Annotated in this window: 29 protein-coding genes; 16 read left to right on the forward strand and 13 right to left on the reverse strand. The window is 67.7% G+C overall.

Annotated features, from left to right (window positions below; genetic code table 11):
* Window positions 1-52 precede the first annotated feature (52 nt).
* Window positions 53-1,021: a DUF6199 family natural product biosynthesis protein gene (locus tag EOHIBHHM_RS11255; protein WP_497250581.1), complete on the reverse strand. Its 969-nt coding sequence runs from the start codon at window positions 1,019-1,021 to the stop codon at window positions 53-55.
* 42 nt (window positions 1,022-1,063) lie between these two features.
* Window positions 1,064-1,531 (reverse strand): pyridoxamine 5'-phosphate oxidase family protein, encoded by a 468-nt coding sequence (locus EOHIBHHM_RS11260; protein ID WP_497250583.1) that lies wholly within the window; start codon window positions 1,529-1,531, stop codon window positions 1,064-1,066.
* Window positions 1,532-1,644: 113 nt separating this feature from the next.
* Between EOHIBHHM_RS11260 and arcS the strand changes: the two genes are divergently transcribed.
* The 10 genes from arcS (at window position 1,645) to EOHIBHHM_RS11310 (ending at window position 8,866) form a co-directional block, all read left to right on the forward strand.
* Window positions 1,645-3,402 carry an archaeosine synthase subunit alpha gene (gene arcS / locus EOHIBHHM_RS11265; RefSeq protein ID WP_497250585.1) on the forward strand — a complete coding sequence of 586 codons (1,758 nt, stop codon included), beginning with the start codon at window positions 1,645-1,647 and terminating at the stop codon, window positions 3,400-3,402.
* Window positions 3,403-3,413: 11 nt separating this feature from the next.
* Window positions 3,414-4,574, forward strand: coding sequence for an MFS transporter (locus tag EOHIBHHM_RS11270; protein ID WP_497250587.1), 1,161 nt, complete (start codon window positions 3,414-3,416; stop codon window positions 4,572-4,574).
* 49 nt (window positions 4,575-4,623) lie between these two features.
* Window positions 4,624-5,010: a DUF7971 family protein gene (locus EOHIBHHM_RS11275; RefSeq protein ID WP_497250589.1), complete on the forward strand. Its 387-nt coding sequence runs from the start codon at window positions 4,624-4,626 to the stop codon at window positions 5,008-5,010.
* Window positions 5,011-5,270: 260 nt separating this feature from the next.
* Complete coding sequence (locus tag EOHIBHHM_RS11280; RefSeq protein WP_497250591.1) at window positions 5,271-5,699, forward strand: CBS domain-containing protein; 429 nt, start codon at window positions 5,271-5,273, stop codon at window positions 5,697-5,699.
* A 160-nt stretch (window positions 5,700-5,859) separates the two neighbouring features.
* Window positions 5,860-6,795, forward strand: coding sequence for a BGTF surface domain-containing protein (locus EOHIBHHM_RS11285; RefSeq protein ID WP_497250593.1), 936 nt, complete (start codon window positions 5,860-5,862; stop codon window positions 6,793-6,795).
* 40 nt (window positions 6,796-6,835) lie between these two features.
* Window positions 6,836-7,117, forward strand: coding sequence for a ubiquitin-like small modifier protein 1 (locus EOHIBHHM_RS11290; RefSeq protein WP_497250595.1), 282 nt, complete (start codon window positions 6,836-6,838; stop codon window positions 7,115-7,117).
* The gene (locus tag EOHIBHHM_RS11295; RefSeq protein ID WP_497250597.1) at window positions 7,114-7,380 is read left to right on the forward strand and encodes a MoaD-like domain-containing protein; all 267 of its coding nucleotides are present in this window, start codon (window positions 7,114-7,116) and stop codon (window positions 7,378-7,380) included. The genes EOHIBHHM_RS11290 and EOHIBHHM_RS11295 overlap by 4 nt, the downstream gene beginning before the upstream one ends.
* A gap of 1 nt (window position 7,381) precedes the next feature.
* Window positions 7,382-7,747, forward strand: a complete 366-nt coding sequence (locus EOHIBHHM_RS11300; RefSeq protein WP_497250599.1) for a DUF8048 family protein — start codon at window positions 7,382-7,384, stop codon at window positions 7,745-7,747.
* 97 nt (window positions 7,748-7,844) lie between these two features.
* Window positions 7,845-8,522 (forward strand): AzlC family ABC transporter permease, encoded by a 678-nt coding sequence (locus EOHIBHHM_RS11305; RefSeq protein ID WP_497250601.1) that lies wholly within the window; start codon window positions 7,845-7,847, stop codon window positions 8,520-8,522.
* Window positions 8,519-8,866, forward strand: coding sequence for an AzlD domain-containing protein (locus tag EOHIBHHM_RS11310; RefSeq protein ID WP_497250603.1), 348 nt, complete (start codon window positions 8,519-8,521; stop codon window positions 8,864-8,866). Before EOHIBHHM_RS11305 ends, EOHIBHHM_RS11310 begins: the two co-directional genes overlap by 4 nt.
* Before the next feature lie 38 nt (window positions 8,867-8,904).
* Here the strand turns inward: EOHIBHHM_RS11310 and EOHIBHHM_RS11315 are convergent, their stop codons facing one another.
* A complete protein-coding gene (locus EOHIBHHM_RS11315) occupies window positions 8,905-10,833 on the reverse strand; it encodes an aldehyde ferredoxin oxidoreductase family protein (RefSeq protein WP_497250605.1) in 1,929 nt (642 codons plus the stop codon).
* 162 nt (window positions 10,834-10,995) lie between these two features.
* On the opposite strand from EOHIBHHM_RS11315, the gene EOHIBHHM_RS11320 reads away from it, so the two are divergent.
* Window positions 10,996-11,454 carry a VanZ family protein gene (locus tag EOHIBHHM_RS11320; protein WP_497250607.1) on the forward strand — a complete coding sequence of 153 codons (459 nt, stop codon included), beginning with the start codon at window positions 10,996-10,998 and terminating at the stop codon, window positions 11,452-11,454.
* Window positions 11,455-11,460: 6 nt separating this feature from the next.
* Here EOHIBHHM_RS11320 and EOHIBHHM_RS11325 read toward each other — a convergent pair whose 3' ends face one another.
* The 3 genes from EOHIBHHM_RS11325 to EOHIBHHM_RS11335 all read right to left on the reverse strand — a co-directional run bounded on the left by EOHIBHHM_RS11325 (window position 11,461) and on the right by EOHIBHHM_RS11335 (window position 15,324).
* Window positions 11,461-12,570, reverse strand: a complete 1,110-nt coding sequence (locus EOHIBHHM_RS11325; protein ID WP_497250609.1) for an Ig-like domain-containing protein — start codon at window positions 12,568-12,570, stop codon at window positions 11,461-11,463.
* Window positions 12,571-12,631: 61 nt separating this feature from the next.
* Window positions 12,632-14,101 carry an Ig-like domain-containing protein gene (locus EOHIBHHM_RS11330; RefSeq protein ID WP_497250611.1) on the reverse strand — a complete coding sequence of 490 codons (1,470 nt, stop codon included), beginning with the start codon at window positions 14,099-14,101 and terminating at the stop codon, window positions 12,632-12,634.
* 53 nt (window positions 14,102-14,154) lie between these two features.
* Complete coding sequence (locus EOHIBHHM_RS11335; protein WP_497250613.1) at window positions 14,155-15,324, reverse strand: Ig-like domain-containing protein; 1,170 nt, start codon at window positions 15,322-15,324, stop codon at window positions 14,155-14,157.
* 106 nt (window positions 15,325-15,430) lie between these two features.
* Here EOHIBHHM_RS11335 and EOHIBHHM_RS11340 point away from each other — a divergent pair, with 106 nt between their 5' ends.
* The 3 genes from EOHIBHHM_RS11340 to EOHIBHHM_RS11350 all read left to right on the forward strand — a co-directional run bounded on the left by EOHIBHHM_RS11340 (window position 15,431) and on the right by EOHIBHHM_RS11350 (window position 17,795).
* Window positions 15,431-16,501, forward strand: a complete 1,071-nt coding sequence (locus tag EOHIBHHM_RS11340) for an archaeosine biosynthesis radical SAM protein RaSEA (RefSeq protein WP_497250615.1) — start codon at window positions 15,431-15,433, stop codon at window positions 16,499-16,501.
* A gap of 212 nt (window positions 16,502-16,713) precedes the next feature.
* Window positions 16,714-16,836, forward strand: a complete 123-nt coding sequence (locus EOHIBHHM_RS11345; protein ID WP_497250617.1) for a hypothetical protein — start codon at window positions 16,714-16,716, stop codon at window positions 16,834-16,836.
* A 161-nt stretch (window positions 16,837-16,997) separates the two neighbouring features.
* Complete coding sequence (locus EOHIBHHM_RS11350) at window positions 16,998-17,795, forward strand: helix-turn-helix transcriptional regulator (RefSeq protein ID WP_497250619.1); 798 nt, start codon at window positions 16,998-17,000, stop codon at window positions 17,793-17,795.
* Window positions 17,796-17,832: 37 nt separating this feature from the next.
* On the opposite strand, the gene purQ is transcribed toward EOHIBHHM_RS11350, so the two are convergent.
* From purQ to EOHIBHHM_RS11370, 4 genes are all read right to left on the reverse strand, one after another.
* Window positions 17,833-18,516: a phosphoribosylformylglycinamidine synthase I gene (gene purQ, locus EOHIBHHM_RS11355; protein WP_497250621.1), complete on the reverse strand. Its 684-nt coding sequence runs from the start codon at window positions 18,514-18,516 to the stop codon at window positions 17,833-17,835.
* 58 nt (window positions 18,517-18,574) lie between these two features.
* On the reverse strand, window positions 18,575-18,829 hold the full coding sequence (gene purS, locus EOHIBHHM_RS11360) for a phosphoribosylformylglycinamidine synthase subunit PurS (RefSeq protein ID WP_497250623.1): 255 nt from the start codon (window positions 18,827-18,829) through the stop codon (window positions 18,575-18,577).
* Between the two features lie 66 nt (window positions 18,830-18,895).
* Window positions 18,896-19,777: a DUF7351 domain-containing protein gene (locus EOHIBHHM_RS11365; protein WP_497250625.1), complete on the reverse strand. Its 882-nt coding sequence runs from the start codon at window positions 19,775-19,777 to the stop codon at window positions 18,896-18,898.
* A gap of 42 nt (window positions 19,778-19,819) precedes the next feature.
* Window positions 19,820-20,050 carry a hypothetical protein gene (locus tag EOHIBHHM_RS11370; protein WP_497250627.1) on the reverse strand — a complete coding sequence of 77 codons (231 nt, stop codon included), beginning with the start codon at window positions 20,048-20,050 and terminating at the stop codon, window positions 19,820-19,822.
* Window positions 20,051-20,248: 198 nt separating this feature from the next.
* Here EOHIBHHM_RS11370 and EOHIBHHM_RS11375 point away from each other — a divergent pair, with 198 nt between their 5' ends.
* Both EOHIBHHM_RS11375 and EOHIBHHM_RS11380 read left to right on the forward strand, forming a co-directional pair.
* Window positions 20,249-21,247, forward strand: coding sequence for a formyltetrahydrofolate deformylase (locus EOHIBHHM_RS11375; protein ID WP_497250629.1), 999 nt, complete (start codon window positions 20,249-20,251; stop codon window positions 21,245-21,247).
* Window positions 21,248-21,422: 175 nt separating this feature from the next.
* The gene (locus tag EOHIBHHM_RS11380) at window positions 21,423-21,650 is read left to right on the forward strand and encodes a hypothetical protein (protein WP_497250631.1); all 228 of its coding nucleotides are present in this window, start codon (window positions 21,423-21,425) and stop codon (window positions 21,648-21,650) included.
* A gap of 30 nt (window positions 21,651-21,680) precedes the next feature.
* Here EOHIBHHM_RS11380 and EOHIBHHM_RS11385 read toward each other — a convergent pair whose 3' ends face one another.
* The 3 genes from EOHIBHHM_RS11385 to EOHIBHHM_RS11395 form a co-directional block, all read right to left on the reverse strand.
* Window positions 21,681-23,198, reverse strand: coding sequence for an aldehyde dehydrogenase family protein (locus EOHIBHHM_RS11385; protein WP_497250633.1), 1,518 nt, complete (start codon window positions 23,196-23,198; stop codon window positions 21,681-21,683).
* A gap of 253 nt (window positions 23,199-23,451) precedes the next feature.
* Window positions 23,452-24,474, reverse strand: coding sequence for a phosphoribosylaminoimidazolesuccinocarboxamide synthase (locus EOHIBHHM_RS11390; RefSeq protein ID WP_497250635.1), 1,023 nt, complete (start codon window positions 24,472-24,474; stop codon window positions 23,452-23,454).
* 101 nt (window positions 24,475-24,575) lie between these two features.
* Window positions 24,576-26,216: a bacterio-opsin activator domain-containing protein gene (locus EOHIBHHM_RS11395; protein WP_497250637.1), complete on the reverse strand. Its 1,641-nt coding sequence runs from the start codon at window positions 26,214-26,216 to the stop codon at window positions 24,576-24,578.
* Between the last annotated feature and the right edge of the window lie 241 nt (window positions 26,217-26,457).

A 26,457-nucleotide genomic window follows, 5' to 3' on the forward strand; every position in this document is an offset into this window, starting at 1 on the left:
GGCGGGAGGGCGGCGACGGCGGAGGGGGGCGACGACGGACGTCGCCCCGCACTCAGACGAGCAGCGTCGGCGCAGCAGTGATCAGAAATCCGACACACGCCGCAAACAGGCCGCCGAACCGGTGAAGCGCCACGTACCAGTCTTCGGGTTCGACGTCGCCCCGGAAGCCGATGAGTTCGAACCGGGCGTTGAACCGGATGAGTTGCACCGGGAACAGCGCGTAGGGGACCCCGAACAGGAGGAACAGCGACCCGACCGCCGTCAGCTCCGGTACCGGCCTCGGGCGCTGAACGTACGAGGCGACGAGGACGGCGACGACGGGGACGGCGGCGACGACACCGGCCTCCGTGCGGGTCGCGTCGCGCCGTCGCCGGAGGATCGCGGCGAGGATCCACCCGCTCCAGAGCAGCGCGACCGCCGAGACGACGAACAGTGGGTCGAGCGGTGCGCCGGCTGCGACGCTCCGAGCGGTCGCCTCGACCGACTCGATGGTCCCGCCGTACTGGTGACGTTCGGCCGTCCGTCCGAGGAGCAACGGCCTGACCGCCGCCGGCACCAGCAACGGCACGAGCGCCCACGACGTGTCCCCGGCGAGCGTCGCCAACGACCCGCTCTCGCGGCCGCCGCCGATCGCGAACAGCCACGCGGTCGAGAGCAGCCACGCGGAGACGACCGAGACGAACGCCGGGGCGGCGAGTCCGGACACTGCACTCTGTGCGTAGCCGGCGAGCGGCCGTTCGAGCTGTTTCGGCTGCGTACAGGACTCGGGCGTCTCGTCGTTGAACTCGATGGCGTCGTCGGTGTTCGGCTCACAGACGAACTCGGACGGTCGACTCGGGTTGTCGACGGTGACGGTGCCGTCGACGGCGGCGGCGATGGGCGTCGCAGCCATCGAGAGGCTGACCGCGCTGGCGACGGCGACGAGGAGGACGATGCCGACGGCGACCGAGAGCGGGGTGGAGTCGCCGTCGAACGCACGATGGGGTGTGAAGAGACGCGCGAGCGGACGGGGGAGGGCCATGCGTGGCCGTGTCTCTCAACCGACAGTAAGTCTTCCGTTCTCTCAGGCGTCGTCGAACTCGCTCATCCGCTCGGAGAAGTCCCAGCTGTAGAGCTTCTCCGGCGTGATTCGGATGCGGACCTCCTGACGGTCCGGCGCGAGCAACGACTCGGCGAGCGTGCTGTCGGTGCCGCCGAGATAGCGATCGAGGAGTCGCTGGAGTTGCTGTTTGCCGTTGTCGGGGCCGAGCGACGCCGTCCCACGGCCGCGGACGCCGCGGTAGGGGGGTTCGTTCGTCGACACCTCGAAGGCGACGTCGGCGGTCGACTGAAGGAACTCGACGATGTCGGCGTCCGCCCCCGTCGCACACCGGAACTCGCCGTCTTCGTACTCGTACCACAGCGAGAGCATCCAGAGGTCGTCTCGCGGCGTCCGACAGGCGAGCCGAATCGGGACGGTCGTCTCCGTGAGAAACTCGTCGACCTCCTCGGGGGACCAGACGCCCGCGAACTCGACCGTACTCTGTTCCATGCGTCTCCTACGGCGGGGCCGCCCAAAAGTCTCACTCGGCGAACCGACGGACGGTCACGACGACCGCGGTCGACAAGGGAAGATAATTCACCCTCCGTCGCCGACTCCTCCACATGACCGACTACTTCGAGGTTCTCTCGCGGGACGGGGCGGCCCGCATCGGCGAACTCCGCCTCTCGTCGCCGGTGACGACGCCGGCGCTCGCGGACGACCACGTCGAGGACGCCGGCAGCCTCTGGAGCGAAGAGCGCGAGGTTCCGGCGGGCGACGACTCGGTGCTCACCGTCCTCCCGCACCGAGCGTTCCCCGCCGGCACCGCCGACGAGGTCAAGGAGTCGTTCCGGGTCGACTACCCCGACGTCGACTACCCGAGCGCCGCCGTCGTCGCCAGCGACGCCGCTCGCGACGTCGGCACCGACGCCTACGTCCTCTCGGACTCCCAAGGGTTCGTCGGCCACGCCGCCGCGTTCAAAGACGCGATCGTCCGAGCGAAGGAGTCGCTGCCGGCGGACACTGCGCTCTACCTCTCGGGCGTAGCGACGCCGCTGAACGCCGCGACGCTCGTCTACGCCGGCGTCGACCTCCTCGACGCCAAACTCGCCCGCGTGAAGGGGCTTGAAGGGATGTACCTCACCAGCGAGAACGAGTACTTCCTCGAGGACCTCGACGAACTCCCCTGTTCCTGTGCGGCCTGTCAGACGCCGCGTGAGGAGTTCACGCGACGCGACTGCGCCGAACACAACGCCAACGCGCTGCGGACGGAGCTCGCCGTCGTCCGGCGGCGCATCCGCGACGGTCGCCTCCGCGACTACATCGAGGGACAGGCTCGCCACGACCAGTGGCTCACCGCCGCCTTCCGCGAACTCGACCAGCAGTACGGCTATCTCGAGGAGCGCACGCCGGTCATCCGCGACACCGAACTCGCCGCGGCGACGTCGGACTCCATCCGCCGCGTCGAGATCCAGCGGTTCGCCGAGCGCGTGACGAACCGGTACACGAACCGGTTCCAGAACCCGCTCGTGCTCGTCCCCTGTTCGGCGAAGAAACCCTACAGCGAGTCGCAGAGCCACGCGCAGTACCACGACGCGATCCAGTTCCGCGCCCACACCGTCTCGATGACGTCGCCCATCGGCGTCGTCCCCCAAGAGCTCGAACTCACCTACCCGGCGCAGCACTACGACTCCGTCGTGACGGGTCGCTGGTCGGAAGACGAGAAGGAGTTCGTCGCCGAGGTGCTGAAACGCTACCTCCAGCGCAACGAGTATCCGCGCGTCGTCGCACACGTGCCGGAACACGGCTACCGCGACATCTGCGAGCGCGTCGAGAGCGAGTTGGGGCTGGAGTTCGAGTACACCGTCGAGGATCATCCGACGACGACCGAGTCCATCGGTAACCTGATGTCGACGCTCGACGGCGAACTGAAGTTCACGAAGCGTGAACGGGAGTACAACACGATCAAAGCCATCGCCGACTACCAGTTCGGCGACGGCGCGGGCGACGCGCTCTGGGAGGACAGCGAGATTCAGACCACCTCTCGCTATCCGAAACTGCAGATCAGGAACCGGGAGGGCGACCAGCTCGCCGCGATGGTGCCGCAGTACGGCGTACTCTCGTTCACGCTGAAGGGGGCGCGACACTGGGTCGAGAGCGACGCCCCGACGAAGCGCGTCGAGATCGACAACTTCGCGCCGCACGGATCGGTGCTCGCGCCGGGCGTCGTCGACGCCGACGCCGACATCCGCGTCGGCGACGAGGTGGTCGTCGAGGGACCCAAGGCGTTCGCCGTCGGGCGTGCGGAGATGTCCGGCCCGGAGATGGCCGAGTCGACGCGGGGTATCGCCGCTGAAGTCCGCCACGTCGAGGAGAAGTAGATCACTTCCCGATGAGCGTCCCCCGCGGCCTCCGACTCGCGCCCCATCTCGTCGTCGGCACCGTCGGCTACGTGCTCTTCGCCTACGCGGCGGTGCCCGACGCGCTCATGCGAGAGTTGGGTGTGGGGTTCACCGCGTTCGGTCTGCTGATGAGCGCGGCGCTCGGCGCGTTCGTCGTCGCACAGGCCCCGACGAGTCGACTGCTCGACCGCTGGTCGGCGACGCGGTTGTTGCTCTGGGGGACGGTCGTCCACGCGATACTCGCCGTGGCGCTCGACCTCGTCGCGACGTTCGCGGCGCTGTTCGCCCTCCGCTTCCTGTGGGGGTTGACGGGCGGGTTCGTCCTGAGCGTGGGGGCGACACAGATCTCGCGACTCGCGACGGGCGGGACGGCGACGCGCGAACAGGGCATCTACGGCGGGATGCTCACGCTCGGCGGTGCCGTCGGCTTCCTCGCTGCGCCGACGCTCGTCTCTCTCTCGGTCGGGCTGAACGCCTTCGGGGCGGTGCTCGCGCTGCCCGGACTCGTCTTGGTGTGGCGGCACCGAGACACCGACGCGACGGTCCCGGCGACGACGTCGACCGCGGCGGCGTCGGTCCGGAGCGTCCTCACCCATCCGGTCGTCGCCGTCGCCTCGCTCTGCTACGTCGCGATCATCTCCTCGTACGTCACGCTCTCGACGTTCATCACGGCCTACTACGCCGACCTCGGCGTGGTCGGCCCGTTGAACGCCGCGGTGTTGGTGATGGCGACGGTCGGCCGAGTCGTCGGCGGCACCGCGGTGTGGACGTGGCCCGTGAGCGACGAGGGACTCGTCGCCGGGTCGACGGCGGTCGCCGCACTCGGATTCGGCGCGCTCGCAGTCGGATCCGGGACGACGCTCGTGCTCGTCCTCCCGCTGCTCGCGATGGTGGCGGTGTCGTTGCCGTTCGGGGCGACCTACGCGCTCGCCGCGGCCGCGACCGACCGCGAGGGGACGGCGATCGCGACGATGGTCGCCGCCGGCAACGTGGCGGCGCTCGTCGTCCCCGCCGTCACCGGCGCGCTCAGAGACGTCACGGGCGGCTACACCGGGGGGTACCTCCTGCTCGCCGGACTGAACCTGCTCGCGCTCTGCGGCGTCGGTCTCCTCCTCGTCCCGGGGCGGCTGCCGTCCGAGACCAGCGCTTGACGGTCGGCCCTCCCACGCCTTTTTGTCCGGTGGGACCAATCTCGCCGACATGGACGAGATCTCACTCGGCGTCCCACAGCCGATCCTCGACTCGCTGCCGGAGGGCAGCGAGGCCGCAGAGCAGGACATGATGCGCGCGGTCGAAGGGATCGAGGCGAGCATCAACAGAGCGATAGCGGAGACAGGAGACGAACAGGAGGCCGTCGGCGCCGTCGCCGACGCGCTCGAACAGCTCGAGGAGAACTACGAGACCTACGACGAGTTCGTCCCGGAGCTGCGCGCGTGGGGGCAGTCGCCGATCTACGCCATCGCGTGGCGCAACCTGCAGGCAGACCTCGTCGCCCAACTCTACGAGGTCGAGTGGCTCGCCGAACGCCTCGACCGCGAGCGCAACGCCCGCCTCGTCGAGGACGGCATCCGGTTCGGCGACCGCTGAGGTCGGGTCGTCCGAGCGGACGCCCAGACCGACTGCCGGGAACACCGAACGCGTCCGAACTGTCGACGACGACAGGACGGGTTTCGAGCACTCAGCTATTTGCCGCTTTTGAGCGATAGTTCTATAGTAGCTCGTGCAACTGTCTACTCGCCCGACCGCACGACAGCGTGCGGTCGGGTGAGTGATGACGTGCACTCGTTACTATAGCGTCACGACGACCGCGTCGTGGCCCCGGCGAGAGGAGTCTCGCCACTCCAGTCATGCCCCTCAAGGACATCGTACGACCGAAAGAAGAGCTGGTGACGGCGGACCGTGACACGTCGTGTCAGGACCTCGCGAAACTGATGAACGAGTTCACGGTCGGCAGCGTCGTCATCGAGGAGAACGACGAACCGATCGGCATCGTCACGGACCGCGACATCTGTCTCAACGCCGTGGGTGCCGGAAAGAACCCGAAGACGACGCCCGCCTCGGAGGTGATGAACACGGACGTGTTCACCTGTGACGACGGCGTCTTCGAACTCTGTCGGGCGATGCGCGAACACGGCGTGCGCCGGATGCCCATCGTCGAAGACGGGAAACTGTCGGGTATCATCACGCTCGACGACTTCGTCATGCTGCTGGAAGACGAGATGCACGACCTGAGCGAGGTCATCCGGTCTGAGTCGCCGCCGTACCAACCGGCCTGACCGCCGTTGCGTCGGCACATCACCACGCCGTTCGTTTTTCTGCGTCCCGTCGACGGAGGGAGTAACAACTATGTGACGGGCACCTGACCAGTCGACACGAACAGACTCCTCGAACCGCTCCTCCACCCCTCCCTCCCATCACAGTCGACCCTGGTCCCCGATGATACGCCCACTCACACTCGGACTCGTCACCGCCGTCGCCCTCGCGACGCTCGTCGCCGCCGGCGGCGCGACCGCAGTCGAACCGACCACCCCCCACGACGCCCGCCTCGACTCCGATCGGGCCGTCTGGCAGGGACAGACGCTCTACTTCGACGGGTCGCACGTCGTCGAGGAGTCGCTCGACGCCGGACTGCGACAGATCTCGCGGACCGACCGTAACTTCACCGTCCACCCCCTCCACGCAGACGGGACGCTCGGCCCACCGGTCGAGACGGTGACGCTCGACGCCAGCGGCGTCACCACGGTCCCGACGGCGTCGCTCGACGGTCGGTACGTGCTCGTCTACGACGACAACGCCGTCGCCGTCGACGAGGGGACGGGGGTGCTCAGAACCCACGTCTCCGGGGCGAACCTCTCGTCGTGCGCCTGGACCGTCACGGACGACGCGGCCGACGTCGACGTTCGTCTCGACGGTGCCACTGGAGACGACACCGCTTGCCTCCAGCGGCGGCAGGACGGCCGACTCTCGGGACGGGTCGACCTCCCGCCGGGGACGGAGATCACGGTTCGACTCCACGACGACGGGCCGCGGCCCGTGTTGTTCTCGTTGCAGACGGAGTTGGACGCCGACGGTCGGTTCGACGAGCGACTCGATCTCACGGACGTCCGACCGGGGGTGGCGCTGAACGTGTCGGTGTCGCTCGAGGGCCGGACGCTCGCTACGACCACGGCCGTCGTCGACGACGAGACGTCGTCGTCGGCGGCGAAGCAGTCGGCGACGCCGTCGACGGGTCGAACGGACGGGACGGCCCGGCCGACCGCGTCGGCGTGGAGGGCAGTGCTCGGGGCCGGCGTCACCGGTGGCGTCGTCTCTTTCCTGGCGGGCGCCGTCGCCGTCGTGGTCGCGCTGGCGGTCGTGCGCCAAACCCGCTGACGCCGCGCCCTTTTTTATCCAAGCGGACCCATCGAACGGTATGCGACTGGAACTGCGGTTCTTCGCTACCTTCCGGGAGGCGGTCGGGTCGAAGACCATCGAGCGGGAGTACGACGACGGCGCACTGGTCGGAGACGTCCTCAGAGCACTCGAGACCGAGTTCGACGGACTCGAGGGACAGCTGCTTCAGAACGGCGATCTCAAGCCACAGATCAACGTGCTGAAGAACGGACGCGAGGTGCTCCACATGGCCGGCATCGAGACCGAACTCGAAGAGGGCGACAGACTCAGCGTCTTCCCGCCCGTCGCGGGTGGCCGATGAGCGACACTGTCACCCGCGAGAAGGCGTTTCGCGGCATCTCGCAGCGACTCGCGGTCCACTACCTCGAGAAACTCGGCGGCGAACAGGTCGAGGAGGACACCGTCGCCGGCGACGACTGGCGGGCCTCCCTCTCCAGCGAGAAGGTCGGCGTCGGTCCGACCGTCTCGCTGACAGAGGTGACGATCGTCTTCGAAGGGGTGGAGGGGACGCTCGACGACCTCGTCGAGCGGTTCTCACAGAAGGCGATGCGCGCCGGAGGCTGACGTGACGACGATCCCGATCGAGGGGCAACTGCTCGTGTTGACGGCCGCGAAAGCGAGCGTCTCGCCGAATCGACTGCCGGAACTGCTCGAACGCGTGCAGGAGGAGCTCGGTCCACAGCTCGACGACTACCGCCGGGAGTTCGAACTCGTCGCCGAGGACGACGAGCGGGCGACGTTCCTCGTCCCCGGCGACCACTGGGAGGAGATCGGCCGACGGCTCGGCTTCGACCGCCGAGAGACCGACGCTGTCGAGCGCGCACACACCGAACAGCTTCGGCGCGTCGCCAAGCGACTCGACCGACGCGAGGAGTTCGAGACGGCGCTGGAGATCCGCTCGGCCGTCGTCGTCGGAGTCGAGGCGGAGTAGCTTCGGCGACGGCGACGCCACCGTCGACACGGCCCCGCCCGGCGGACGGAGTTGCCGGATAGACAGTAGTTTCACGGGCCGGCGTCCCTCTCCTGCTATGGACCGACTCTCCGCTGAGTTCTCGACGGGAGTTCGCGACTCGCTGCCCCTCCTCCTCGGCATCGTCCCGTTCGCGCTCGTCGCGGGCGTCGCCGCCGCCGACGCCGGGTTGTCGACGTTGCAGGCGCTGGGGATGTCAGTCTTCGTCTTCGCCGGTGCCTCCCAACTGGCCGCACTCGACCTCATCGGGTCGAACGCGCCGCTGGCCGTCGTCGTCCTCACCGCCGCCGTCATCAACCTCCGGATGTTGATGTACTCGGCGTCGATCGCCCCGCACTTCCGGACCGCCGCCGGCCGCGTGCGGGCGACGCTCGCGTACTTCCTCACCGACCAGGCGTTCGCACTCACCGTCGCCCGGTACGACCACGACGACACCGGTCAGCGGTGGTACTATCTCGGCGTGTCGCTGGCGCTGTGGTCCGTCTGGCAGGTCGGGACGGTCGTCGGCGTCGTCGTCGGCGCGGGCGTCCCCGACGAGTGGGGTCTGGAGTTCGCGGTGCCGCTCGTCTTCCTCGCGCTGTTGGTGCCGGCGCTGAAGAGCAGGGAGTCGCTCGCCGCCGGGGCCGCCGCCGGCGTCGTCGCCGTCGCGGGCGCGGGACTCCCGTTCAACCTCGGGTTGATCCTCGCCGCGGTCGTCGGCGTCGCCGCCGGGTTGTTCACGGAGGCGCGGCGATGACGACGAGCTACGGACCGACGGCGGTGTGGGGGGTCATCCTCGCCATCGGCCTGATCACCTACGCGATCCGGCTCTCGTTCATCGCGCTGTTCGGCCGACTCGACGACATCCCGCCGGGCGTCGAGCGCGCGCTCGCGTACGTGCCGGCGGCCGTCCTCGCGGCGCTCGTCGTCCCGGAACTCGTGACGGTGCAGTCGACGCTCGTCGGGACGCTCGGCCAGGACCGACTGCTTGCCGGCCTCGTCGCCGCCGCCGTCGCCTGGCGGACGGAGAACGTCTTCGCGACTATCGCCGTCGGGATGGGGGTGCTGTGGCTCCTCCGGTTCGTGGTGCCGCTGGCGTAGCCGTCTCGAAAGAAATCGTGATCGGTGGCCGGGTTGGATCAGTCGTCGGCCGGAGCCTGCGAGTCGCCGCCGGAGCTGACGCCCGTACCGGGACCGACGTCGATACCGAGCTCGTCGAGCTTCTCGTCGGGGACGACGCCGTCGACCCAGCCGCGAGTCTCGTAGTACTCCTCTTTCATCTCGGGGAGCTCACAGTACTCGCCCTCGGAGGCACCCTGTCCGTGGATGCCGTCCTCGAGGAACCGTGCCGGCAGCGAGTCGTCCTCGCCGTCGAAGCCGACGAGGTTGTTGTAGTAGCGTTCGAGGTTGTAGATACGCTCGCCCGCCTCCAGCAGTTCGTCCTCGGAGACGTCGAGCCCGGTCATCCCGTTGTACTGCAGCACGTACTCCTCGATCCCCTCCGCGAAGGCGTTGAACTTGCAGATGTCGAAGGAGTCCGAGATGGCGTGCAGGTCCTGGAAGGTGACGGTGAGTTCGCCCTTCCCCTCCCACGCGTAGGGGTCGACCTTCTCCGGGATGCCGAGAATCTCGGCGGCCGGCGTGTAGCCGCGCAGGTGGCACGCACCGCGGTTCGAGGTGGCGTAGCCGATCCCCATGCCCTTCAGGCAGCGCGGATCGTACGCCGCGATGGTCTGGCCCTTGACGGCCAGCGAGTTCTCCTCGGCGTCGAACTCCTCGATGAGGTGGTTCGCACCGCCGGCGAGGTGGTCGGCGAACTCGCCGTCGCGCTCGGCGATCTTGTCGAGCATGTCGATCATCTCCTCTCGGTCGCCCCACTCGAGGCCCTCGCCGAGACCGTCGAGTTTGCCCTCTTCGGTCATCTCCATCGCCATGGCCATCACGTTTCCGACCTCGATAGTGTCGATGCCGAGGTCGTTGCAGCGGTCGATCATCACGGCGATGGCGTCGCGGTCGGTGTGCCCCGAGTTCGGGCCGAGCGCGTACGCCGACTCGTACTCGTAGGACTCCGTCCGGACGTTCATCTCCTCGCCCTTGTGGGTGTAGTTCACCTCGACCTCCTTCTTACAGGCGACCGGGCAGGAGTGACAGGTCGGTTCGTCGACGAGGATGTTCTCGCGGACGTTCTCGCCGGAGACGCGCTCGGCGTCGACGTCGACGCCCTCGGCGTCGCGGTAGGCCTCCGTGCTCGTGTACTTCCCGTTCTTCGTCGGGAGGCCGTCCATCTCCTCGCCGATGTTCATCAGCACGTTCGTCCCGTACACCGAGAGACCGCCCTCGTTCGGGCCGGTGACGTCCGACTCGCGGATGAGCTGCATCGCCTGCTGGTACCCCTCCTTGAACGTCTCGGGGTCTTGCGGCTTCGGCATACTCGTGCCGGATTTGACGACGACGGCCTTGAGGTTCTTCGACCCCATCACACAGCCGGTGCCGCCGCGGCCCGAGGCGCGGTCGTCCTCGTTGATGACCGCGGAGTAGCGAACCTCGTTCTCGCCGGCCTGGCCGATCGCCATCACGCTGAGGTTCTTGCCGACCTCGCCGTCGACCTCCTCGCCCAGCGTGTCGATCGTCTCGCGGACGCCCTTCCCCCACACGTCGGAGGCGTCGCGGAGTTCCACTTTGCCGTCTTCGACGAGCGCGTACACCGGCTTCTCGGCTTTGCCGGTGAACAGCAGTCCGTCGAAGCCCGACCACTTCAGTCGGGCACCGCTCCATCCCCCGTGGTGGGAGTCGGTGACTGTGCCGGTCAGCGGCGACTTGGTGACGAGCGCGATCCGACCGCTCATCGTCACCTGCGACCCCGTCAGGGGGCCGTTCATGAACGCCAGCATGTTGTCGGGTCCGAGCGGGTCGACGTCGTGACCCTGATCGAACACGTACTTTACACCGAGGCCGCGTGCGCCGATGTACTTCTTCGCGTCCTCCTCGTCGATACCCTCGTACTGCACGTCGCCCTCGGAGAGGTCGATCCGTGCCACGTGGTCCTGAAAGCCACCCAGTGAAGTCATTGTAATGTACGTTGGTTATGTTGGGTCCGAATACCGTTAGTCGTTGCCACGGTTGAGTAACCAATATTGGTTACGAGCCGCGGACGCGAGCGACGCTCGCCCGCCGAAAGCTGTCGGACGCGTGTCGTACCGTTTATGAGACGCAGTTTCGACTCCACGAACGTGACTCGTCTCCCGTCGCCCCCGCGGTGGCTCCGTTGGCTGGCCGTCGCCGTCGTCGCGGGCGGCCTCTTCGTCGCGTCGGTCGTGACGCCGCCCAGCGGCGGCGTCCCCGCGCTCGGACCGCTCGGTCTGGTCGGCTTCGACAAGTGGCTCCACACCGCCGCCTACGCGGCGCTCGGGGCGACCCTCTTTCTCGCACTGGTTCCGCCGCGACGACCCCGACGGGCGCTCGTCGCCGCCGTCGTCCTCGCGGCCGTCTACGGCGTCGGCGTCGAGCTCGTCCAGGGGCCGCTCCCGGCACGGAGTACGGACCCCGCCGACGCCCTGGCGAACGGGCTCGGTGCCGCTCTCGGCGGACTGTCGGGACTCCTCGCGCGTCGGCTGTCCGCGCCGTTCGTCGACGGCGACGCGAACGGGGTCGGCGGTCGAGACGCCGACGTCGACGCGCGGGACCAGTAGGACGACTCACCCCGGCTGTGGCCCACCCTGGAGGAGTCTGACGTTCCCCGTCGCGTCGATCAACACGGTCGCCGGTCCCCGCGGCGGACACGCCCACCACGTCGCGGTCGTCGCCGTCGACTCCGTCTCTCTCGTCGACTCCGTCGGTTTCGTCTCGACCGTGACACCGTACGGTCCCGAGTCGTCGACCGGCACGAGTCGGCGGTCGGTCCCCGCCTCGACCGACAGTCGACGCTCGAACACCGTCCGGTTCTCGCGAACGAGCGCGACCGTCAGCGTGTGTGCGACGGCGTCGCGGTTCGACAGCGTCAGCGTGGTGTTCGCCGGACCACAGCCGAACGTGATCGACTCGCCCAGCAGGACGTGTCGCTCCGGCACCTGCGGGACGGGCCACGCGTTCGTCACCTCTCGCCCGTCGCCGCCGACGGTGACGGCGTACTCGCCGCTGCGGTACGCGACCGGAACCGACAGCTGTGTCTCCCCCGGGAGTCGGTAGCGCGTCGAGAGCAGTGACTGCTCGCGGAGCGACACCCCGAGGTCGACGGTCCGCGTCGTCGACGCGGGGTTCTGGACGACGACAGCCGCCGGGGCGTACCACCGACCCGTCCCGTCGCCGGCGAGCGGCAGGTCGGCCGCGTCGACGCGCTCCGAGAGCGCGAGCGCACAGTCGGGGCGACAGCGAGCGTGTCGCCAGAACGCGACGCCGTCGGCCGTCAGGTAGGTCGCGAGTCCGTCGAGCGCCGGGTCGGCGTGCCACCGGAAGCTCGCGCGTTCGCCGGCGGCCGTCTCGACGACGACGTCGCGGTCGGCATCAGGCGCGGCGACGTCGTCGAGGCGGACCTCCTCGCCGGGGAAGAGTTCGAAACTCTCGACGAACGCCGTCGGGCCGTCGACGACGAGCGTGAGGTAGACCGTCGACGGACGGCTGTTCTTCACGGAGACGAACTGCCCGGTCGACGAGGACGGACGAGCGTCTGCCCGTGTGCGCGCCTCGCCGGTCGTCGTCTCGGTCGGTCGTCCCGTCGACGTCCGCTCGTCGGCGTCGGGCGAGAGTCCGCCACAGCCAGCGAGGCCAGCCACGAGCGGGAGCGTCGTCAGCAGTCGCCGGCGATGCATCGGTCGTGTGTCGGTCCCGGCGTACAAAAGCGTCGCGTCGGTGGTCGCCCTCCGACGAGCGTCAGCGGTCCACGGACGTCTCGGTCGGTGTCGTTTCGGGTGTGCCGGTCGAGTTCCCCTCGGGCGTTCCGGTCGTCGCTGTCTCGGGCGTTCCCCCGGGCGTTCCGGCCGGGGTCCCCGTCGCCGTCGTACTCTCCGACTCCGCCGTCACCGTCGTCGGTGCGTCCGTCTCCTCCTCTCGACCGTCGGTCCATCCGTCGCTCGTCGCGACGGGACGGTCCCATCTGGTGAGCGCGAGTGCCCCGTCGGCGTCGACGTCGACAGAGAACTCCTGGGACCGCGACGGACAGACGGTCCACCGGGCGGTGACGGCGGTCACCCGCTCGTCGGTGGCCTGCTCGTCGGTCGTCTGAGCGTCGGTGACCTGCCCGGCTGTGCCCTGCTCGTCCGCCACCTGGTCACCGGTCGTCAGTTCGAGCGTCAGGTCGAGTCTGTCGTCGGCCTGCAGTCGGAGGTCGAGCGGCGTTCGTGTGTCCGGCGTCAACTCGAACTGTTCGTCCACGGCCGGTTCGCCGTCTGCGCGGGCGGTGACGGTCAGCGTCCGGGAAGCAGTCGAGCGGTTGCGTGCACCGCGCAGGAAGACTCCTGGCTGGTCGGTCTCGTTTCGGTACTGTCGCGGGAGCTGACAGTCGACGCCGACGCCCGCAGCGAGATCAGAGAACACGAACTGCTCCTCGGGGACGTGCCACTCGTACTGCTCTCGGGTTCCGTCGGCTTCGAGCGTCAGGTCGACGACGCCGGACCCGTTCACGAGCGGGACGGCGACCTGTAGTCCCGGTCGGACGTCGTACCGGTAGTCGAGCAGCGTCCGTCCCTCGAACTCGGCGACTGCGTGGACCTCCTTCGGCGTCTCGCCGGTGTTCGCGAAGACGAGGTTGCTGGTGCCGTAGTCGGGCGTCCGTTCGCCCTTCTCGGACTCCGGCACGTAGGGCAACGACTCGACGGCCTCGCCGCCGAGCGAGATGGGGCCGCAGGTCGGGTCGCAGCCGATCTGCTGTCGACTCCAGACGTAGTCCTCCTCAACGACGACGAACAGTCCACCGACGTCGCGGCCGACGATCCAGTCGTGGACCGTCCGACCGCCGTCGCCCGTCTCGACGACGACGCGGTAGACGCCGGCGGCGGCGACCAGGTTCGCGTACTCTCGCCGCCCGTTCGACGGGGACGCGCGAGGGGGAATCGTCTCGCTCTGGACGAACACCGTCTCGCCGTCGTGTTCGACGACGACGGTGACGTACCGTTCGCGGTCGGTCTGGTTCTGGACGGAGAAGCCCTGTGGTTCGACCGTCCGGGCGTCGTCGTCGCCGCGGTACGGGAGGTCGTCGGCGGTGTCGGTGCTCTCGGGCGTCCCGGGAGTGCCGGACGTCGACCGCGGCGGCGGCGTGGGCGTGTCGTCGCCGAAGTCCGTGAGACCGGAACAGCCGGCGGTGGCGGTGGCCGTGAGAGCGGCGAGGAGGGCGCGACGGCGCATACAGACCCTCTACCGCGAACCCTGAAAAGTCCACCTCCTCCCGTCGCCACCACTCACGACGCGTCGACCGCCCTCCGACGGTCGGTGTACGCTCGGAGTCGACCGTCTCCGTCGACCACCAACACGAGTTTGCCCGACGGCAGACGGTGGGTCCACGTCGCCACGAGGTCCTCGCCTCCGCCGGTGCGTGCGACCAGCTCGACGTCGGAGCGAGCGGACGTCTCGAATCCGACGTCGACCGTCTCGCCCGCCTCGAGCACGTAGTGGGCGTCGAGCACGACGGAGCCGCGGTGGTGGACGGCGACGAACAGATGGTGAGACTCGTCGTCGCCGTTGACGACGGCCGCGAGACGGAACGGGCCGTATGTTCGGCTCGACCACCCGCTGACGTCGTCACAGACCGCCGACACTCCCGTCCCCACCTCGAACTCGACGACCGACTCCGCCGGAACGTGCCACGGTCGCCGGAGCGTTCGGTCGTCGACCGAGACTGCGACCTCGTATCGCCCACCGACGCCGACGAGTGGGAGGACGAGCCGTAACCCGACGGGCACCCGGTACCGATAGTCGAGTAGGCGCTCGCCGCCGATGGCCTCGCGGTCGGACCAGAGTCGGACCCGCACTCGTCTGGTCTCTGTCCCGACGTTGTGGACGAGGAGTCGTCCGACCCCCTGCCGCCGGACGGTCGTCTCCGGCCGAAGGACCTCTGCGACGAATCCGCCGGTCGAGAGCGGCGGACATCCGGGCCGACAGCGGGCCGTCTGACGGGTGACGATGCCGTCGTCTCCGAGGACGACGGTGAGGTCGCCCACCCCCTCGCTGACGACGAACTCCCGGACGGCGGTGACGCCTGCTTCGGTGTCGACGGTCAGCGTGTAGCTGCCCCGTTTCGCGACGAGGTCGGCGTGTGAGACGGTCGCCCCCGCCGGGACTGTGGCGTTCCGGAGCGCGACCGTCCGGTCGCCCTCGTCGACGGCGACGGTGACGTACTGTTCGCGTCGAGTCCAGCTCTCGACGTGGACCGATCGCGCACGGTCGACGTTGTTACTGGGGTCGCTGTCGCGGTACGGGGCCGAAGTCTCTGACGACGCGAACGTCTCGGTCGACCGTGTCGCGCGAGCGTCCTCCGGGTTCCACCCGTCGGCAGGGAACAGCGCGCATCCGGCGAGTCCCGTCAGTCCCGACAACCCCGCGACGCCGGCGAGAACTGTACGCCGTCGCATACGTCCAGTACGTCCGGAACGGGCTTAGTTCCGTGTGCGACTGTGACACACCGGGGCGTCTCCCGAGACGAAGGCGCTTTACCCGCCGACCGGATAGCCACCCTCAATGAGCAAACCGAGTCCCGAAGTGTACGAACAGGGGCGCGGGATGGACGCGCACAACAAGGTGATGCGCGACATCCGAGCGAAGAAGGACAAGACGTACGATCCGCACGAACCCACCCGCGTCTGGCTGGACGAGGACAACACGCCCGACGGCGTCTACCAGTCGCTGACCATCATCCTCAACACCGGCGGCTGTCGCTGGGCGCGCGCCGGTGGCTGTACGATGTGTGGCTACGTCTCCGAATCGGTCGAGGGCGGCAGCGTCACCCACGAGCAGTTGATGGACCAGATTCAGGTCTGTCTCGACCACGAGGAGGAGAACGCGGACGAGAAGTCGGGACTCATCAAGATCTACACCTCCGGAAGCTTCCTCGACGAGCGCGAGGTCGGCGCGGAGAGTCGCCGGGCCATCGCCGAGACGTTCGGCGACCGCGACCGCATCGTCGTCGAGTCGCTGCCGGACTTCGTCAGCGAGGAGAAGTTGGCTGACTTCACGTCCCAAGGGCTGGCGACGGACGTCGCCGTCGGCCTCGAAACTGCCACGGACCGCGTTCGCAAGGACTGCGTGAACAAGTACTTCGCCTTCGAGGACTTCGTCGCCGCGAGCGAGGAGGCCGACGCGGCGGGTGCAGGCATCAAGGCGTACCTCCTGATGAAGCCGCCGTTCCTCTCGGAACCGGAAGCCGTCGAGGACATGAAGCGCTCGATCCGCCGATGTGCAGAGTACGCCCACACGGTGTCGATGAACCCGTGTAACGTCCAGCGGTACACGATGGTCGACGACCTGTTCTTCCGCGGCGGCTACCGTCCGCCGTGGCTCTGGTCGGTCGCAGAGGTGCTCGAAGACACCGCCGACGTCGACGCCATCGTCGTCTCCGACCCCGTCGGTCACGGCTCCGAGCGCGGCCCCCACAACTGCGGGGAGTGCGACGACCTCGTCCAGAAGGCGATCAAAGACTTCGACCTCCGGCAGGATCCCAGCGTGTTCGAGCAGGTCTCCTGCGAGTGCGAGGCGACGTGGGAGTTCGTCATGAGCGAGGAGAGCAGTTTCAGCGCGCCGCTAACCCGATAAAGGGAGTTAAGATGCGACTACCGTCCTTCCCGTCCGTCTGTGGTGGTCTCGCGCCTCCGTCGCAGAGCGGGTAGGCCGTCACTACCGTCGGTGTGCCAGTTCGACACACACCGCGTCGGAACGGAAGGCAGTGAGTAGTGACGAGGGATGCCGACGTAGAGCGGCGTAGACACGGTCGGCGGACACGAACGTCGATCGTGTCGACAGACCCCATGACGCAGAACACGACTCGGTGCACGGCGATCTACTGTTCCGGCGGGTGGCTCGAACTCCGAGAGGAGGAGAACCCGGAGGGGTGGCTCGCGACCGACACGCCGTACGACGTCACCGTGTAACCCTCCGAAGCGACGACGTTCGACCGCCCTCCGACCCCGCTGTGACCACGCCCGTCGCGCCCGGTGACTCTCGGACTCGTCGAGATGGATCACTCGGTCTCGTATGTCAGTAGCTAGATTAATGTGGATAGAAAACATTGTCCGACGACAGAGGGTCGTCGATGACATGGCAGGAGGACGAACGAGAGGCCGAGGTGGTGAGACTCGTCACGAAACGGCTCGACTTTCTGGAACGGCTCTCCGCGTCGCCGCTGAGTAAACGCCGCCTCGTCGACGAGCTGCCGTACTCGCGGTCGACCGTCGACCGGGCCGTCCGCGACCTCCAGATCGCGGGGTTGATCGACCAGACCGAAGACGGGTACGTGACGACAGTTTCGGGGCGAGTGAGCGCCGAACAGTACCGACAGTTCGTCCGGACGACACACGACACCGTCGCAGTGCAGGACATCCTCGCGGAGTTGCCGCTGGACGCGCCGGTCGACGGCCGGACGTTCCGCGGGGCGACCGTCTACCGCGCCGACGACGTCGCGCCGTACGAGGTCGTCGAGCGACTCGTCGAGAGTCTCGAGGGGGCCGACCGACTGCGAGCGCTGTCGGACGGACTCCCCCACCCCCAGTATCTCGACGCCGTCGTCGAGCGCGTCGAGACGGAGAGCCTGACGGTCGAAGGCATCCTCTCGCAGTCGCTCTGGCGAGCGTTCGTCGATCACCACACGGACGACGTCGAGACGATGCGCGAGGCGGGTATCGATCTCCGCGTCGGCGACGTACCGCCGTTCAGTCTCCATCTCGTCGAGTACGACCGGCAGACGGCCGTTCAACTACTCGTCTACGGCGACACCGGCGCGATCCGGGGGATCGTCACGAACGAGACGGCCGACGCTGTCGAGTGGGCGACCGACCTCTTCGAGCGCGCGAGCGAGGACGCGACGCTGCCCGACGAGCTCGGCGAAAGCTGAGAGGAGGGAGCGGTAAGCGGCGAGCGAGGGAGACGGGCTACTCGTCGACTCCGAACCCGCGGAGCACGCCCTGTCCGTCGGTGCCGCCGACGTCCGGAAGCGTCGCGCGTTCGGGATGGGGCATCAACACGGCGACCGTGTCGCGTTCGCCGAGGATGCCCGCGACGTTGCCGGTCGACCCGTTCGGGTTCGCCTCGTCGGTGACGTTCCCCTCCGCGTCGCAGTAGCGGAAGAGCACGCGGTCCTCGGCGACGAGTCGCTCGTATCGCTCGGCGGTGATCTCGAAGCGTCCCTCGCCGTGTGCGATGGGGATCTCGACGACGTCACCCTCGTCGTAGGCGCGGGTCCACGGCGTGTCGGCGTTCTCGACGCGGAGGAAGACGTGTTCACACTGAAAGCGAGCGCTCTCGTTCGTGGTGAAGACGCCGTCGGTCAGCCCCGACTCACAGCCGATCTGCGCGCCGTTGCAGACGCCGAGGACGGGGACGCCCTCGTCGGCGGCTTCGCGGACCTCGTTCATGATCGGGGAGCGGGCAGCCATCGCGCCGGCGCGGAGGTAGTCGCCGTAGGAGAACCCGCCGGGGAGCACGATGCCAGTAGCGTCCTCGGGGAGGCCGTCCTCGTGCCAGACGCGTTCGGCGTCGATGCCGAGGTGGGCGAGTGCGCGAACCGCGTCGCGGTCGCAGTTGGAGCCGCCGAACTGTACGACAGAGACGGTCACGCGAGCCACCCCCGGTGGCGAGTGTGAGCAGCGAGCGACGGAGTTGTGAGTGAGGTCATTACTCGGCTTCCTCGACCTCGACCTCGTAGTCGTGGATGGTCGGGTTCGCCAGCAGGCGCTCGGCCATCTCACTCGCGCGGTCCTCGGCCGCGTCGGCGTCGGCGGCCTCGAGGTCGATCTCGTAGCGGTCGGTCGCTCGTAACCCCTGGAGTTCGAACCCGAGGCGGTCGAGCGCGCGCTTCGTCGTCTCCGCTTCCGGGTCGAGGACGCCGCGCTTCAGGCGGACGGTCACCGTCGCGGTGTAGGCGGTCATCGGTCGAGGGTGCGTGGTCATGCATCATAGGACTTTTGGATACACCCTCTTGTGCACGTTTGTGTATCAGGACGGGCCGGAGACGCGAGAGTCGTCGACGTCGACGACGTCGAGGGCGTCGTCGACGACGAGCGTGAGAGTGTCGTCGTCGAGCGTCACGTCGACACGGACTCGGAGCGGGTCGCGCGACTCGACGACCGGGGTCGTGCGGCGCGTCCAGTCGAGTTCCCAGGTCCGCGTGTTCCGGAGGTCGACGCCGTGGTCGTAGTGGAAGCCGACGACGCGCGGGTGGCTGAGCAGCGCCGACCCGAGCGAGAGCGAGACGACCTCCGGACAGCGCTGGCAGTCGTACTTGACGCACGGTTCGTCGACGGCACCGAGCAGTTCGTCCTCGCCGTCGACGAGCAGTGTGGGGACCATCCGACCCGAGCAGCTGACACAGAAACCACGCTCGACCTGGTCGACGAGCGCGCGCATCCACCGCTCGAAGACGTCGGGGATCTCCTCGCGGTCGTACCCCTCGATGACGCCCGGGGGGACCCCCGCAGACGAGAGTCGTTCGTCGCAGTCGACGCAGGCGACGATCAGCCGTTCGTCCTCGTAGGTGAGTCGGACCGTCCCCTCACACGTCGGGCAGGCAACGTCGAGGTCGATCGGGTCGATCGTACCCGAACTGGTGTAGGTGCCGGCGAGCATGGCGCCGACGATCTGCCACCCCGCCAAGGTGAGCTCGTAGCCGTCGTCCGTCTTGCGGACGAACCGGCCGACGAGTTTGCCGAGATGGTAGTTGAACTTCCCGCTGTCGCGCTCGCCGACGCGCTCCCGGAGAGCGGAGAACGCCAGCGGTCTGTACGGGTCTTCGAACAGCGTCTGGAGGATCTGCATCCGGATCTCGTTGCCGAGGAGGGCGAACACTTCCTCCGGGGCGGCCGTCGTGTCGAGTGTCATGCAGGTGGTACGCGAGACGGTGTAATAACCGACGCGCCCGACTCAGGCGACGAGCGCGACGGCCCGGACGACGCCGAACGCGAGAGCGACGAGCGACGCGAGCGCGAGGAACCAGACGCCGAGCAGCGAGAGCACGCTCACGGCGGCGGCGAACTGACCGGCACTCACGACGAGCGCGACCAGCGCGACCAGCAGCGTCGACACGAGTATCGCTTCGGCGTTCGGACGGCGGTGCGGGTCGACGGGCCCAGGGGAGTCGAGGTGTGCGTTCATCGTTGTTCGTCTTCCCGGACGTCGGTGGCGGAGATATAGTTCAGCAGAACGTCAGTTCTGTCGGGCGGACGACCGAACGTCGTTTCTGTCTGTTTTCGGACCGCTTCGCGTGCGAATCATGTAGCAAACGACAGCGGTTTATCCCTCCCTCTACTCCAGCAGAGATATGTCCAGGCTCGAACAGCCGGAGGTGATGGCATGACACGCGAACTAACCGAAATTACGGTCATCGGAGGGGACAAGACCGGAATCGTCGCGGAGGTCACCAGCCTGCTGTTCGAGCGCGGAATCAACATCGAGGACATCGACCAGGCCGTCCGGGAGGGGATCTTCCGGATGACGATGCACGTCGACACCGCCGAGATGGTGTGTACGGAGGGGACGCTCAAGGACGCCCTCTCGGAACTCGCCGACGACCTCGGCGTCGAGATCCAGGTGCGGTTCCCCGCCGACCGCGAGACGAAACAGATCGCCGTCCTCGTCACGAAGGAGTCCCACTGTCTCGAAGCCCTCTTCGAGGCGTGGGCGAACGGCGACCTCGGCGCGGACATCGGCGTCGTCATCGGCAACCACGACCATCTGGAGCCGCTGGCCGACCACTACGGCGTCCCGTTCCACGACGTCGGCGACGAGAAGGGGTCGCCCGACGAGGACCAGTTGCTCGAACTCCTCGAAGCGTACGACGTCGACCTCATCGTCCTCGCGCGGTACATCCGCATCCTCGGCCCGAACGTCGTCTTCCGGTACGAGGACCGCATCATCAACGTCCACCCCTCGTTGCTGCCGTCGTTCCCCGGCGCGGCCGCCTACCGACAGGCGATCGAGGAGGGTGTCCGCGTCACGGGCGTCACCGCCCACTACGTGACGACGGACCTCGACCAGGGGCCGATCATCACCCAGCGGGCGCTCGACGTCCCCGACGGTATCGAGCGCGACGAACTCAAACAGCGCGGCCAACCGCTGGAGGCCGAGGCGCTCTTGGAGGCGGTGCAGCTCCACCTCAACGGCGACGTGACCGTCCACCGCGGCCGAACCAACCTGCGCGACGACACCGAGGCCGAACGCTACCAGCTCGGTCTGTCACAGGCCGCCATCGACGCCACGCCGGACCGCCCCATCGACGGGAAGGCGGACGTGCTTCGGGGCGACGAAGACGACGAAGAACAGATCGAAGAACCGGTCTCGGTCGACGACTGAAGGCCGGGAACCGGCGTCGGCTACTCTTCTCACCGTCTCGACGAGCGCAAACTCGGCATTCGCAGTCGTAACGCTCGGCCGAACGTGTAGAGCCCCACGTCGACCGACCGACCGAACTGCGAAGCCACGACAGTTCCCCGACAGCTAGTTGTGGGTCCGAACGGAACGACAGACTATGTGGCCCTCCAACGAACGCCGGCGGCAACTCACCGCCGTCGGTATCGGCCTCTATCTCGTCTGGATCGGCGCGACAGTGTTGCTCATCGGGAGCCGCCTCGGTCTGCTCCCCCGGTTCGACGTCGTCGGTCAGACGGTCGTCGCCGGCGCAGTCGTGCTCACGGTCATCGGCACGATACAACTCGTGAAGAGAGCTGTCGAGAAAGTTCGGGACGTCGTCGGCTGAGCACCTCGCCGTCAACTGCTCACTGTCTCGCTACAGCGAGAGGTTGAGCGTCTTCGTCTGCGTGTAGTGTTCGACCGCCTCGAAGGCCGTCTCGCGGCCGATGCCGGACTGCTTGTACCCACCGAACGGCTGCCCCGCCGGGAAGTCGTTGTACTGGTTGATCCAGATGTTCCCGGCTTCGATGTCGCGGGCGGTCTGGTACGCCTGTTTGAGGTCGCTCGTGATGACGCCCGCGGCGAGACCGTAGTCGACGTCGTTGGCCTGCGCGATCATCTCGTCGTAGTCGTTCCACTCGAACACCTCTTGGACGGGGCCGAAGATCTCCTCTTGGACCGCGCGGTTGTCGTGGTCGATGTCGTCGATGAGCGTCGGGGAGACGAAACAGCCCTCCGAGAGGGCTTCGTCTTCCGGCGTGTCGCCGCCGGTGACGAACGTCGCCCCGGCGTCGCGGGCCTCCTCGACGTACTCCATCGTCCGGTCGACCTGCTCCTGCGTGACCTTCGGTCCGAGTCGCGTCGACTCGTCGAGCGGGTCACCAACGGTGAGGTCGTCGACGGCGGCTGCGAGTCTGTCGAGGAACTCGCTCTTGACGTCGCTGTGGACGAACAGCCGAGAGCCGGCACAGCAGCACTCGCCGGTGTTGAAGAAGATGGCGAGGATCGTCGTCTCGACCGCCTCGTCGAGATCAGCGTCCGGGAAGACGACGAGCGGACTCTTCCCGCCGAGTTCGAGCGTGAGGTCCGTGACCGTGTCGGCGGCGTTCTTCATCACCTGTTTGCCGATCTCGGTCGACCCCGTGAACGCGATCTTCCGGACGTCGGGGTGCTTCGAGAGCGGTTCGCCCGCCTCGCGGCCGAACCCGGGGACGACGTTGACGACGCCGTCCGGGAGTACGTCGTCGACCTCCGCCATCAGTTTGAGTAGCGTCAGCGGCGTCTCCTCGGCGGGTTTGATGACAGAGGTGTTGCCCGCCGCGAGTGCGGGGCCGAGTTTCCACGCCGCCATCAACAGCGGGAAGTTCCACGGGATGATCTGGCCGACGACGCCGTACGGTTCGCGGATCGTCTCGACGTGGCGGCTCTGGTCGGTCGGCACCGTCCGTCCCTCGTTGATGCGGGTCGCGCCGGCGAAGTAGCGGAAGTGGTCCGCGACCAGTTCCATGTCGACGCGGGCCTCGGATATCGGCTTGCCGTTGTCGAGACTCTCCAGTTTCGCGAACTCCTCAGCGTTCTCCTCGACGCGACGGGCGATCGTCTCGAGCACCTGCTGTCGCTCCGACGCCGAGTACGCCGACCACGTCTCGTCGTACGCCTCCCAGGCCGCCTCGACGGCGGCGTCGACGTCAGTCGCGTTCCCCGCCTGTACCTCGGCGAGGACGTCACCGGTCGTCGGGTCGCGCGTCTCGAACGTCTCTCCCGAGGCGCTCTCGACCCACTCGCCGCCGACGTACAGCGACAGCGACTCGGGGACGACTTCCGCCGCCGTCTCTCGGTGACGACGCGTGATCTCGGACTTTCGCTCCTCGACGGACTGCGTCTCTGACGACATGACGACTCCATCTGGAGACACCAGTAAGAAAAGTCTGTACCACAGCTATTCCAGGTGTTAATTACTACTAGCCACGTTACGTGACTTCTATGGCGAAATGAAACTATGATAGGTTTCGTCGAGTCGTCGTGAGAGATCGGTCGCTCGCGGGGACGGTCGGCGAGACGGGAGCGCAGTCGCTCTGCGGAGTGGTGTCCGACGAACGAACCGCCGAGAGAGGAGAGACTGAGAGAAGCGACTTACAGGAAGCGACTTACAGGTCGCGGACCGCGTCGACGGCGTCGTCGAGCGTGGGCGCGTCGAACCACTCGTCTTCGGTGTAGGCGTTCGCGCCGGCGGCGTAGAGGTCCGAGACGGCCGCGACGACCGAGTCGGGCAGTGGGTCTGGGTCGACCTCGCAGAGCTCACGCCAGTCGGCGACGTCGTCGTGGTCGGCGACGTCGGCCTTGGCCGCGGCGACGGCGTCGACCCACTCGGGGTGGTCGCGCTTGTAGTACTGGCGGACGACCTCCTTCGACACCTGTTGGCCGTCGTAGCTGAAGCGGTTCTCGTCGAACGTCCCGACCACGTCGGCGACCTTGATCGCCCCGTCGTGGTAGCAACACTCGATCTTCCCGTCCTCGTGGACGAACCCCGTCCGCTCGGCGCGGTCGGTGACGATGTGGTTGACCGCGAGCGCGAGTTCCTCGAGTCGGTCGACGGAGGCGGGACCCGAGATCTCGTCGGCCTCCTCGCGAGTCAGGTAGCGGTCCTGCTCCTCGAACTTCGTCGAGAACTCGACGACGGGGGCGGGGAGGTCGACGACCTCGTCGGGCCACTCGTCGAAGTCGAGCCCGTAGTCGGCCGGAGCGCCGCGCTTCCGGAGGCTGGAGCCGACGGGGACGGTGTTGCGGAAGACGATCTCCAGCGGGATCAGGTAGTTGTTGCCGATCTCCTCGTAGAAGGCGTCGTAGTCGTAGCCGCCGTCGACGTAGCGGAGGTTCGGCACCTGCACGAGGTCGATGGCCATCTCGGTGGGTGCGCTACGGCACTCGCCGAGGTCTTTTGTCTCCCCCTCTTCGACGACGCCGCGGTAGTGCGTCGGGACGTGGTTGAAGTCGAGCAGTTCGAAGTTGAACGCCCCCATCGTACAGAGCGACGCCCCCTTCCCCGGTATCTGGTCGGGCATCGTCCCCCAGTCGAACACCGAGTAGTCGTCGGTGAAGACGAAACTACCGCGGCCGAGCGAGTCGGCGGTCGGTTCCTCCTCGATCCGGAACTCCTTCACGCTGGTCATGGTTCGAGTGCCGTGGCGAGTGACTAAGAGCTTTTCACTCGTGTGCCCATCTCGGTCGTCTCTGTATCAAAACTATCCACACACATGTATAGAAGGGGCTCCTACGGTTCGTCGACGTTGAGATACGCCTCGACGAGTTCGTGCTGTGCGCGTCTGAGGTGGTAGTGCAGCGTCGCCGAGGAGATCTCCATGATCGCAGCGATCTCCTCGGCGGTGCTACCGCGGGGCCACTCGAAGTAGCCCGCGAGGTAGGCCGCTTCGAGTGCGGCCCGTTGGCGTTCCGTCAGTCGGTTCGAGAGACGATGCCGGAACGCCGTCGTCGGCTGCGGCGGCCGGTCCCGTTCGCGTTTGCCGACCACCGTCGACTCGGGGTACACCGACCGGAACGCGTCGACGACCGACCGGACGTGTTCGCCTTTCGCGACGTCGACGACGACCGTCGCCACGCCGTCTTCGGCGACGGCCGACCGCACGCACGCGCCGGTCTCGAAGAGCCGCTTCGGCCCCGAGACGTCGACGGTGACCGCCAGGAGCGCGGTCGCACCGTCGACGGACACGAGGCGCCCGGCGTCGACCTCGTCGTGTGACTCGACGCACGCGAGCGCCGTCTCGGGCGGAGCACCTACGACGCGCACGTACTGGACGACCCAGTCGTCGGCAGCGTCCACCTGTCCGTCGAGGTGGCAGACGCAGTCACATCGGCTCGACAGGTCGACGAGGAACGACGACGGGTCCGTCGAGCGGAACTCGAGTTCGACGACCGAGTCGGCGAACAGCAGTTCGCGGGTTCGGATCGCGTTCGTCGCGAGTCCGACGGTTCGACCGAGCAGATCGAACGTCGCCCGCTCTCGCTCGCCGAACGTTTCGGGCGTCGTCGCGTAGACGACCAACACTCCGTACACCGTCTCGCCGAACGACAGCGGCACCGCGACGACGGCGCGGACGTCGTGAGCGACCGCGGCGGACCGTACCGCCTCGGGGACGTCGGGGCTCGTCGGAACGTCCGTGACCGCGACGCACCGATCGGTCTCGAACGCCTCGATAGCCGGGTGGACGAGACCTGCGTCCGTCGTCGCCCGCGTCATCGCCTCGTGGGCGTCGTCGTCGCCGGCGGCCGCCCGAAGCGTGAACTCCCGGTCGTCGACCGTCGGTTCCCCGACGGCGGCGAACCGATAGCGTCCCGAGTCGACGAGTCGCCGACAGAGCGTCCGCTCGAGACGGTCGCGACTCGGCTGATCGACGATCTGCCCGACGAGTTCGCGTAGCAGACAGTCGAGATGGTCCGCCGCCAGTTCGTCGCGTTCGCGGCGGTACGGTGTCTCTGGGAGCCCTCGCGGTCGACGACGCCTCGTATCGCGACGACGCGTCCCGTCGGTCGCGTCGGCCACCACCATCGTGAACCCGCTCAACTCCTCGTCGTCGACGACGGCCGTCACCGCGATCTCCGCCCGGAACCGCGATCCGTCGGCACCGACCAGCCGTCGCGTCGACTCGGCGTGCCCGTCGACTTCGGCCCTCGCGAGCAGTCGTCGGGGGACGTCGTCGGCGACGTCCTCCGGGGTGTAGAACGCCGAGACGTGTCGCCCGAGGATCTCGTCCGACCGGTATCCCAGCAGGCGATGGGCGTCGTCGTTCCACGTGAGCACGCCGCCGGTCGCCGTCACGAAGAGACTGGCGTAGGGGAGTCGATCGTCGCCGTCGGCCGCGAGTGCGTCGGCCGGCAGACGCTCGCGTTCGTGCACACGTCCACGCGTCCCCGAACCCCCGTCTGAGGGCATGAGTCGCTTCGAATACGCCCCGAACCGACTTGTGCTCTCCGGCCGCCGTGGTTCCGGCGAGCGTTACTCTCCCGTCGAGAGACAGTCTGCTCGCCGAGACGGAATCTAGCCATCTAGGTCGCTGATTATTGTGGCGGACCGTCCAAGCAAACTGTACTCCCGAGCTAGATGTTCGCATGCAGGGAGGGGAGATAAGATGGATACG

This window comes from Halogranum roseipondis (assembly GCF_059695585.1).

Coding starts and splice junctions, on each gene's coding strand:
- EOHIBHHM_RS11255 (WP_497250581.1), bottom strand. CDS start 1,021: ATGGCCCTCCCCCGTCCGCTCGCGCGTCTCTTCACACCCCATCGTGCG.
- EOHIBHHM_RS11260 (WP_497250583.1), bottom strand. CDS start 1,531: ATGGAACAGAGTACGGTCGAGTTCGCGGGCGTCTGGTCCCCCGAGGAG.
- arcS (WP_497250585.1), top strand. CDS start 1,645: ATGACCGACTACTTCGAGGTTCTCTCGCGGGACGGGGCGGCCCGCATC.
- EOHIBHHM_RS11270 (WP_497250587.1), top strand. CDS start 3,414: ATGAGCGTCCCCCGCGGCCTCCGACTCGCGCCCCATCTCGTCGTCGGC.
- EOHIBHHM_RS11275 (WP_497250589.1), top strand. CDS start 4,624: ATGGACGAGATCTCACTCGGCGTCCCACAGCCGATCCTCGACTCGCTG.
- EOHIBHHM_RS11280 (WP_497250591.1), top strand. CDS start 5,271: ATGCCCCTCAAGGACATCGTACGACCGAAAGAAGAGCTGGTGACGGCG.
- EOHIBHHM_RS11285 (WP_497250593.1), top strand. CDS start 5,860: ATGATACGCCCACTCACACTCGGACTCGTCACCGCCGTCGCCCTCGCG.
- EOHIBHHM_RS11290 (WP_497250595.1), top strand. CDS start 6,836: ATGCGACTGGAACTGCGGTTCTTCGCTACCTTCCGGGAGGCGGTCGGG.
- EOHIBHHM_RS11295 (WP_497250597.1), top strand. CDS start 7,114: ATGAGCGACACTGTCACCCGCGAGAAGGCGTTTCGCGGCATCTCGCAG.
- EOHIBHHM_RS11305 (WP_497250601.1), top strand. CDS start 7,845: ATGGACCGACTCTCCGCTGAGTTCTCGACGGGAGTTCGCGACTCGCTG.
- EOHIBHHM_RS11310 (WP_497250603.1), top strand. CDS start 8,519: ATGACGACGAGCTACGGACCGACGGCGGTGTGGGGGGTCATCCTCGCC.
- EOHIBHHM_RS11315 (WP_497250605.1), bottom strand. CDS start 10,833: ATGACTTCACTGGGTGGCTTTCAGGACCACGTGGCACGGATCGACCTC.
- EOHIBHHM_RS11325 (WP_497250609.1), bottom strand. CDS start 12,570: ATGCATCGCCGGCGACTGCTGACGACGCTCCCGCTCGTGGCTGGCCTC.
- EOHIBHHM_RS11330 (WP_497250611.1), bottom strand. CDS start 14,101: ATGCGCCGTCGCGCCCTCCTCGCCGCTCTCACGGCCACCGCCACCGCC.
- EOHIBHHM_RS11335 (WP_497250613.1), bottom strand. CDS start 15,324: ATGCGACGGCGTACAGTTCTCGCCGGCGTCGCGGGGTTGTCGGGACTG.
- EOHIBHHM_RS11340 (WP_497250615.1), top strand. CDS start 15,431: ATGAGCAAACCGAGTCCCGAAGTGTACGAACAGGGGCGCGGGATGGAC.
- EOHIBHHM_RS11345 (WP_497250617.1), top strand. CDS start 16,714: ATGACGCAGAACACGACTCGGTGCACGGCGATCTACTGTTCCGGCGGG.
- EOHIBHHM_RS11350 (WP_497250619.1), top strand. CDS start 16,998: ATGACATGGCAGGAGGACGAACGAGAGGCCGAGGTGGTGAGACTCGTC.
- purS (WP_497250623.1), bottom strand. CDS start 18,829: ATGACCGCCTACACCGCGACGGTGACCGTCCGCCTGAAGCGCGGCGTC.
- EOHIBHHM_RS11365 (WP_497250625.1), bottom strand. CDS start 19,777: ATGACACTCGACACGACGGCCGCCCCGGAGGAAGTGTTCGCCCTCCTC.
- EOHIBHHM_RS11370 (WP_497250627.1), bottom strand. CDS start 20,050: ATGAACGCACACCTCGACTCCCCTGGGCCCGTCGACCCGCACCGCCGT.
- EOHIBHHM_RS11375 (WP_497250629.1), top strand. CDS start 20,249: ATGACACGCGAACTAACCGAAATTACGGTCATCGGAGGGGACAAGACC.
- EOHIBHHM_RS11380 (WP_497250631.1), top strand. CDS start 21,423: ATGTGGCCCTCCAACGAACGCCGGCGGCAACTCACCGCCGTCGGTATC.
- EOHIBHHM_RS11385 (WP_497250633.1), bottom strand. CDS start 23,198: ATGTCGTCAGAGACGCAGTCCGTCGAGGAGCGAAAGTCCGAGATCACG.
- EOHIBHHM_RS11390 (WP_497250635.1), bottom strand. CDS start 24,474: ATGACCAGCGTGAAGGAGTTCCGGATCGAGGAGGAACCGACCGCCGAC.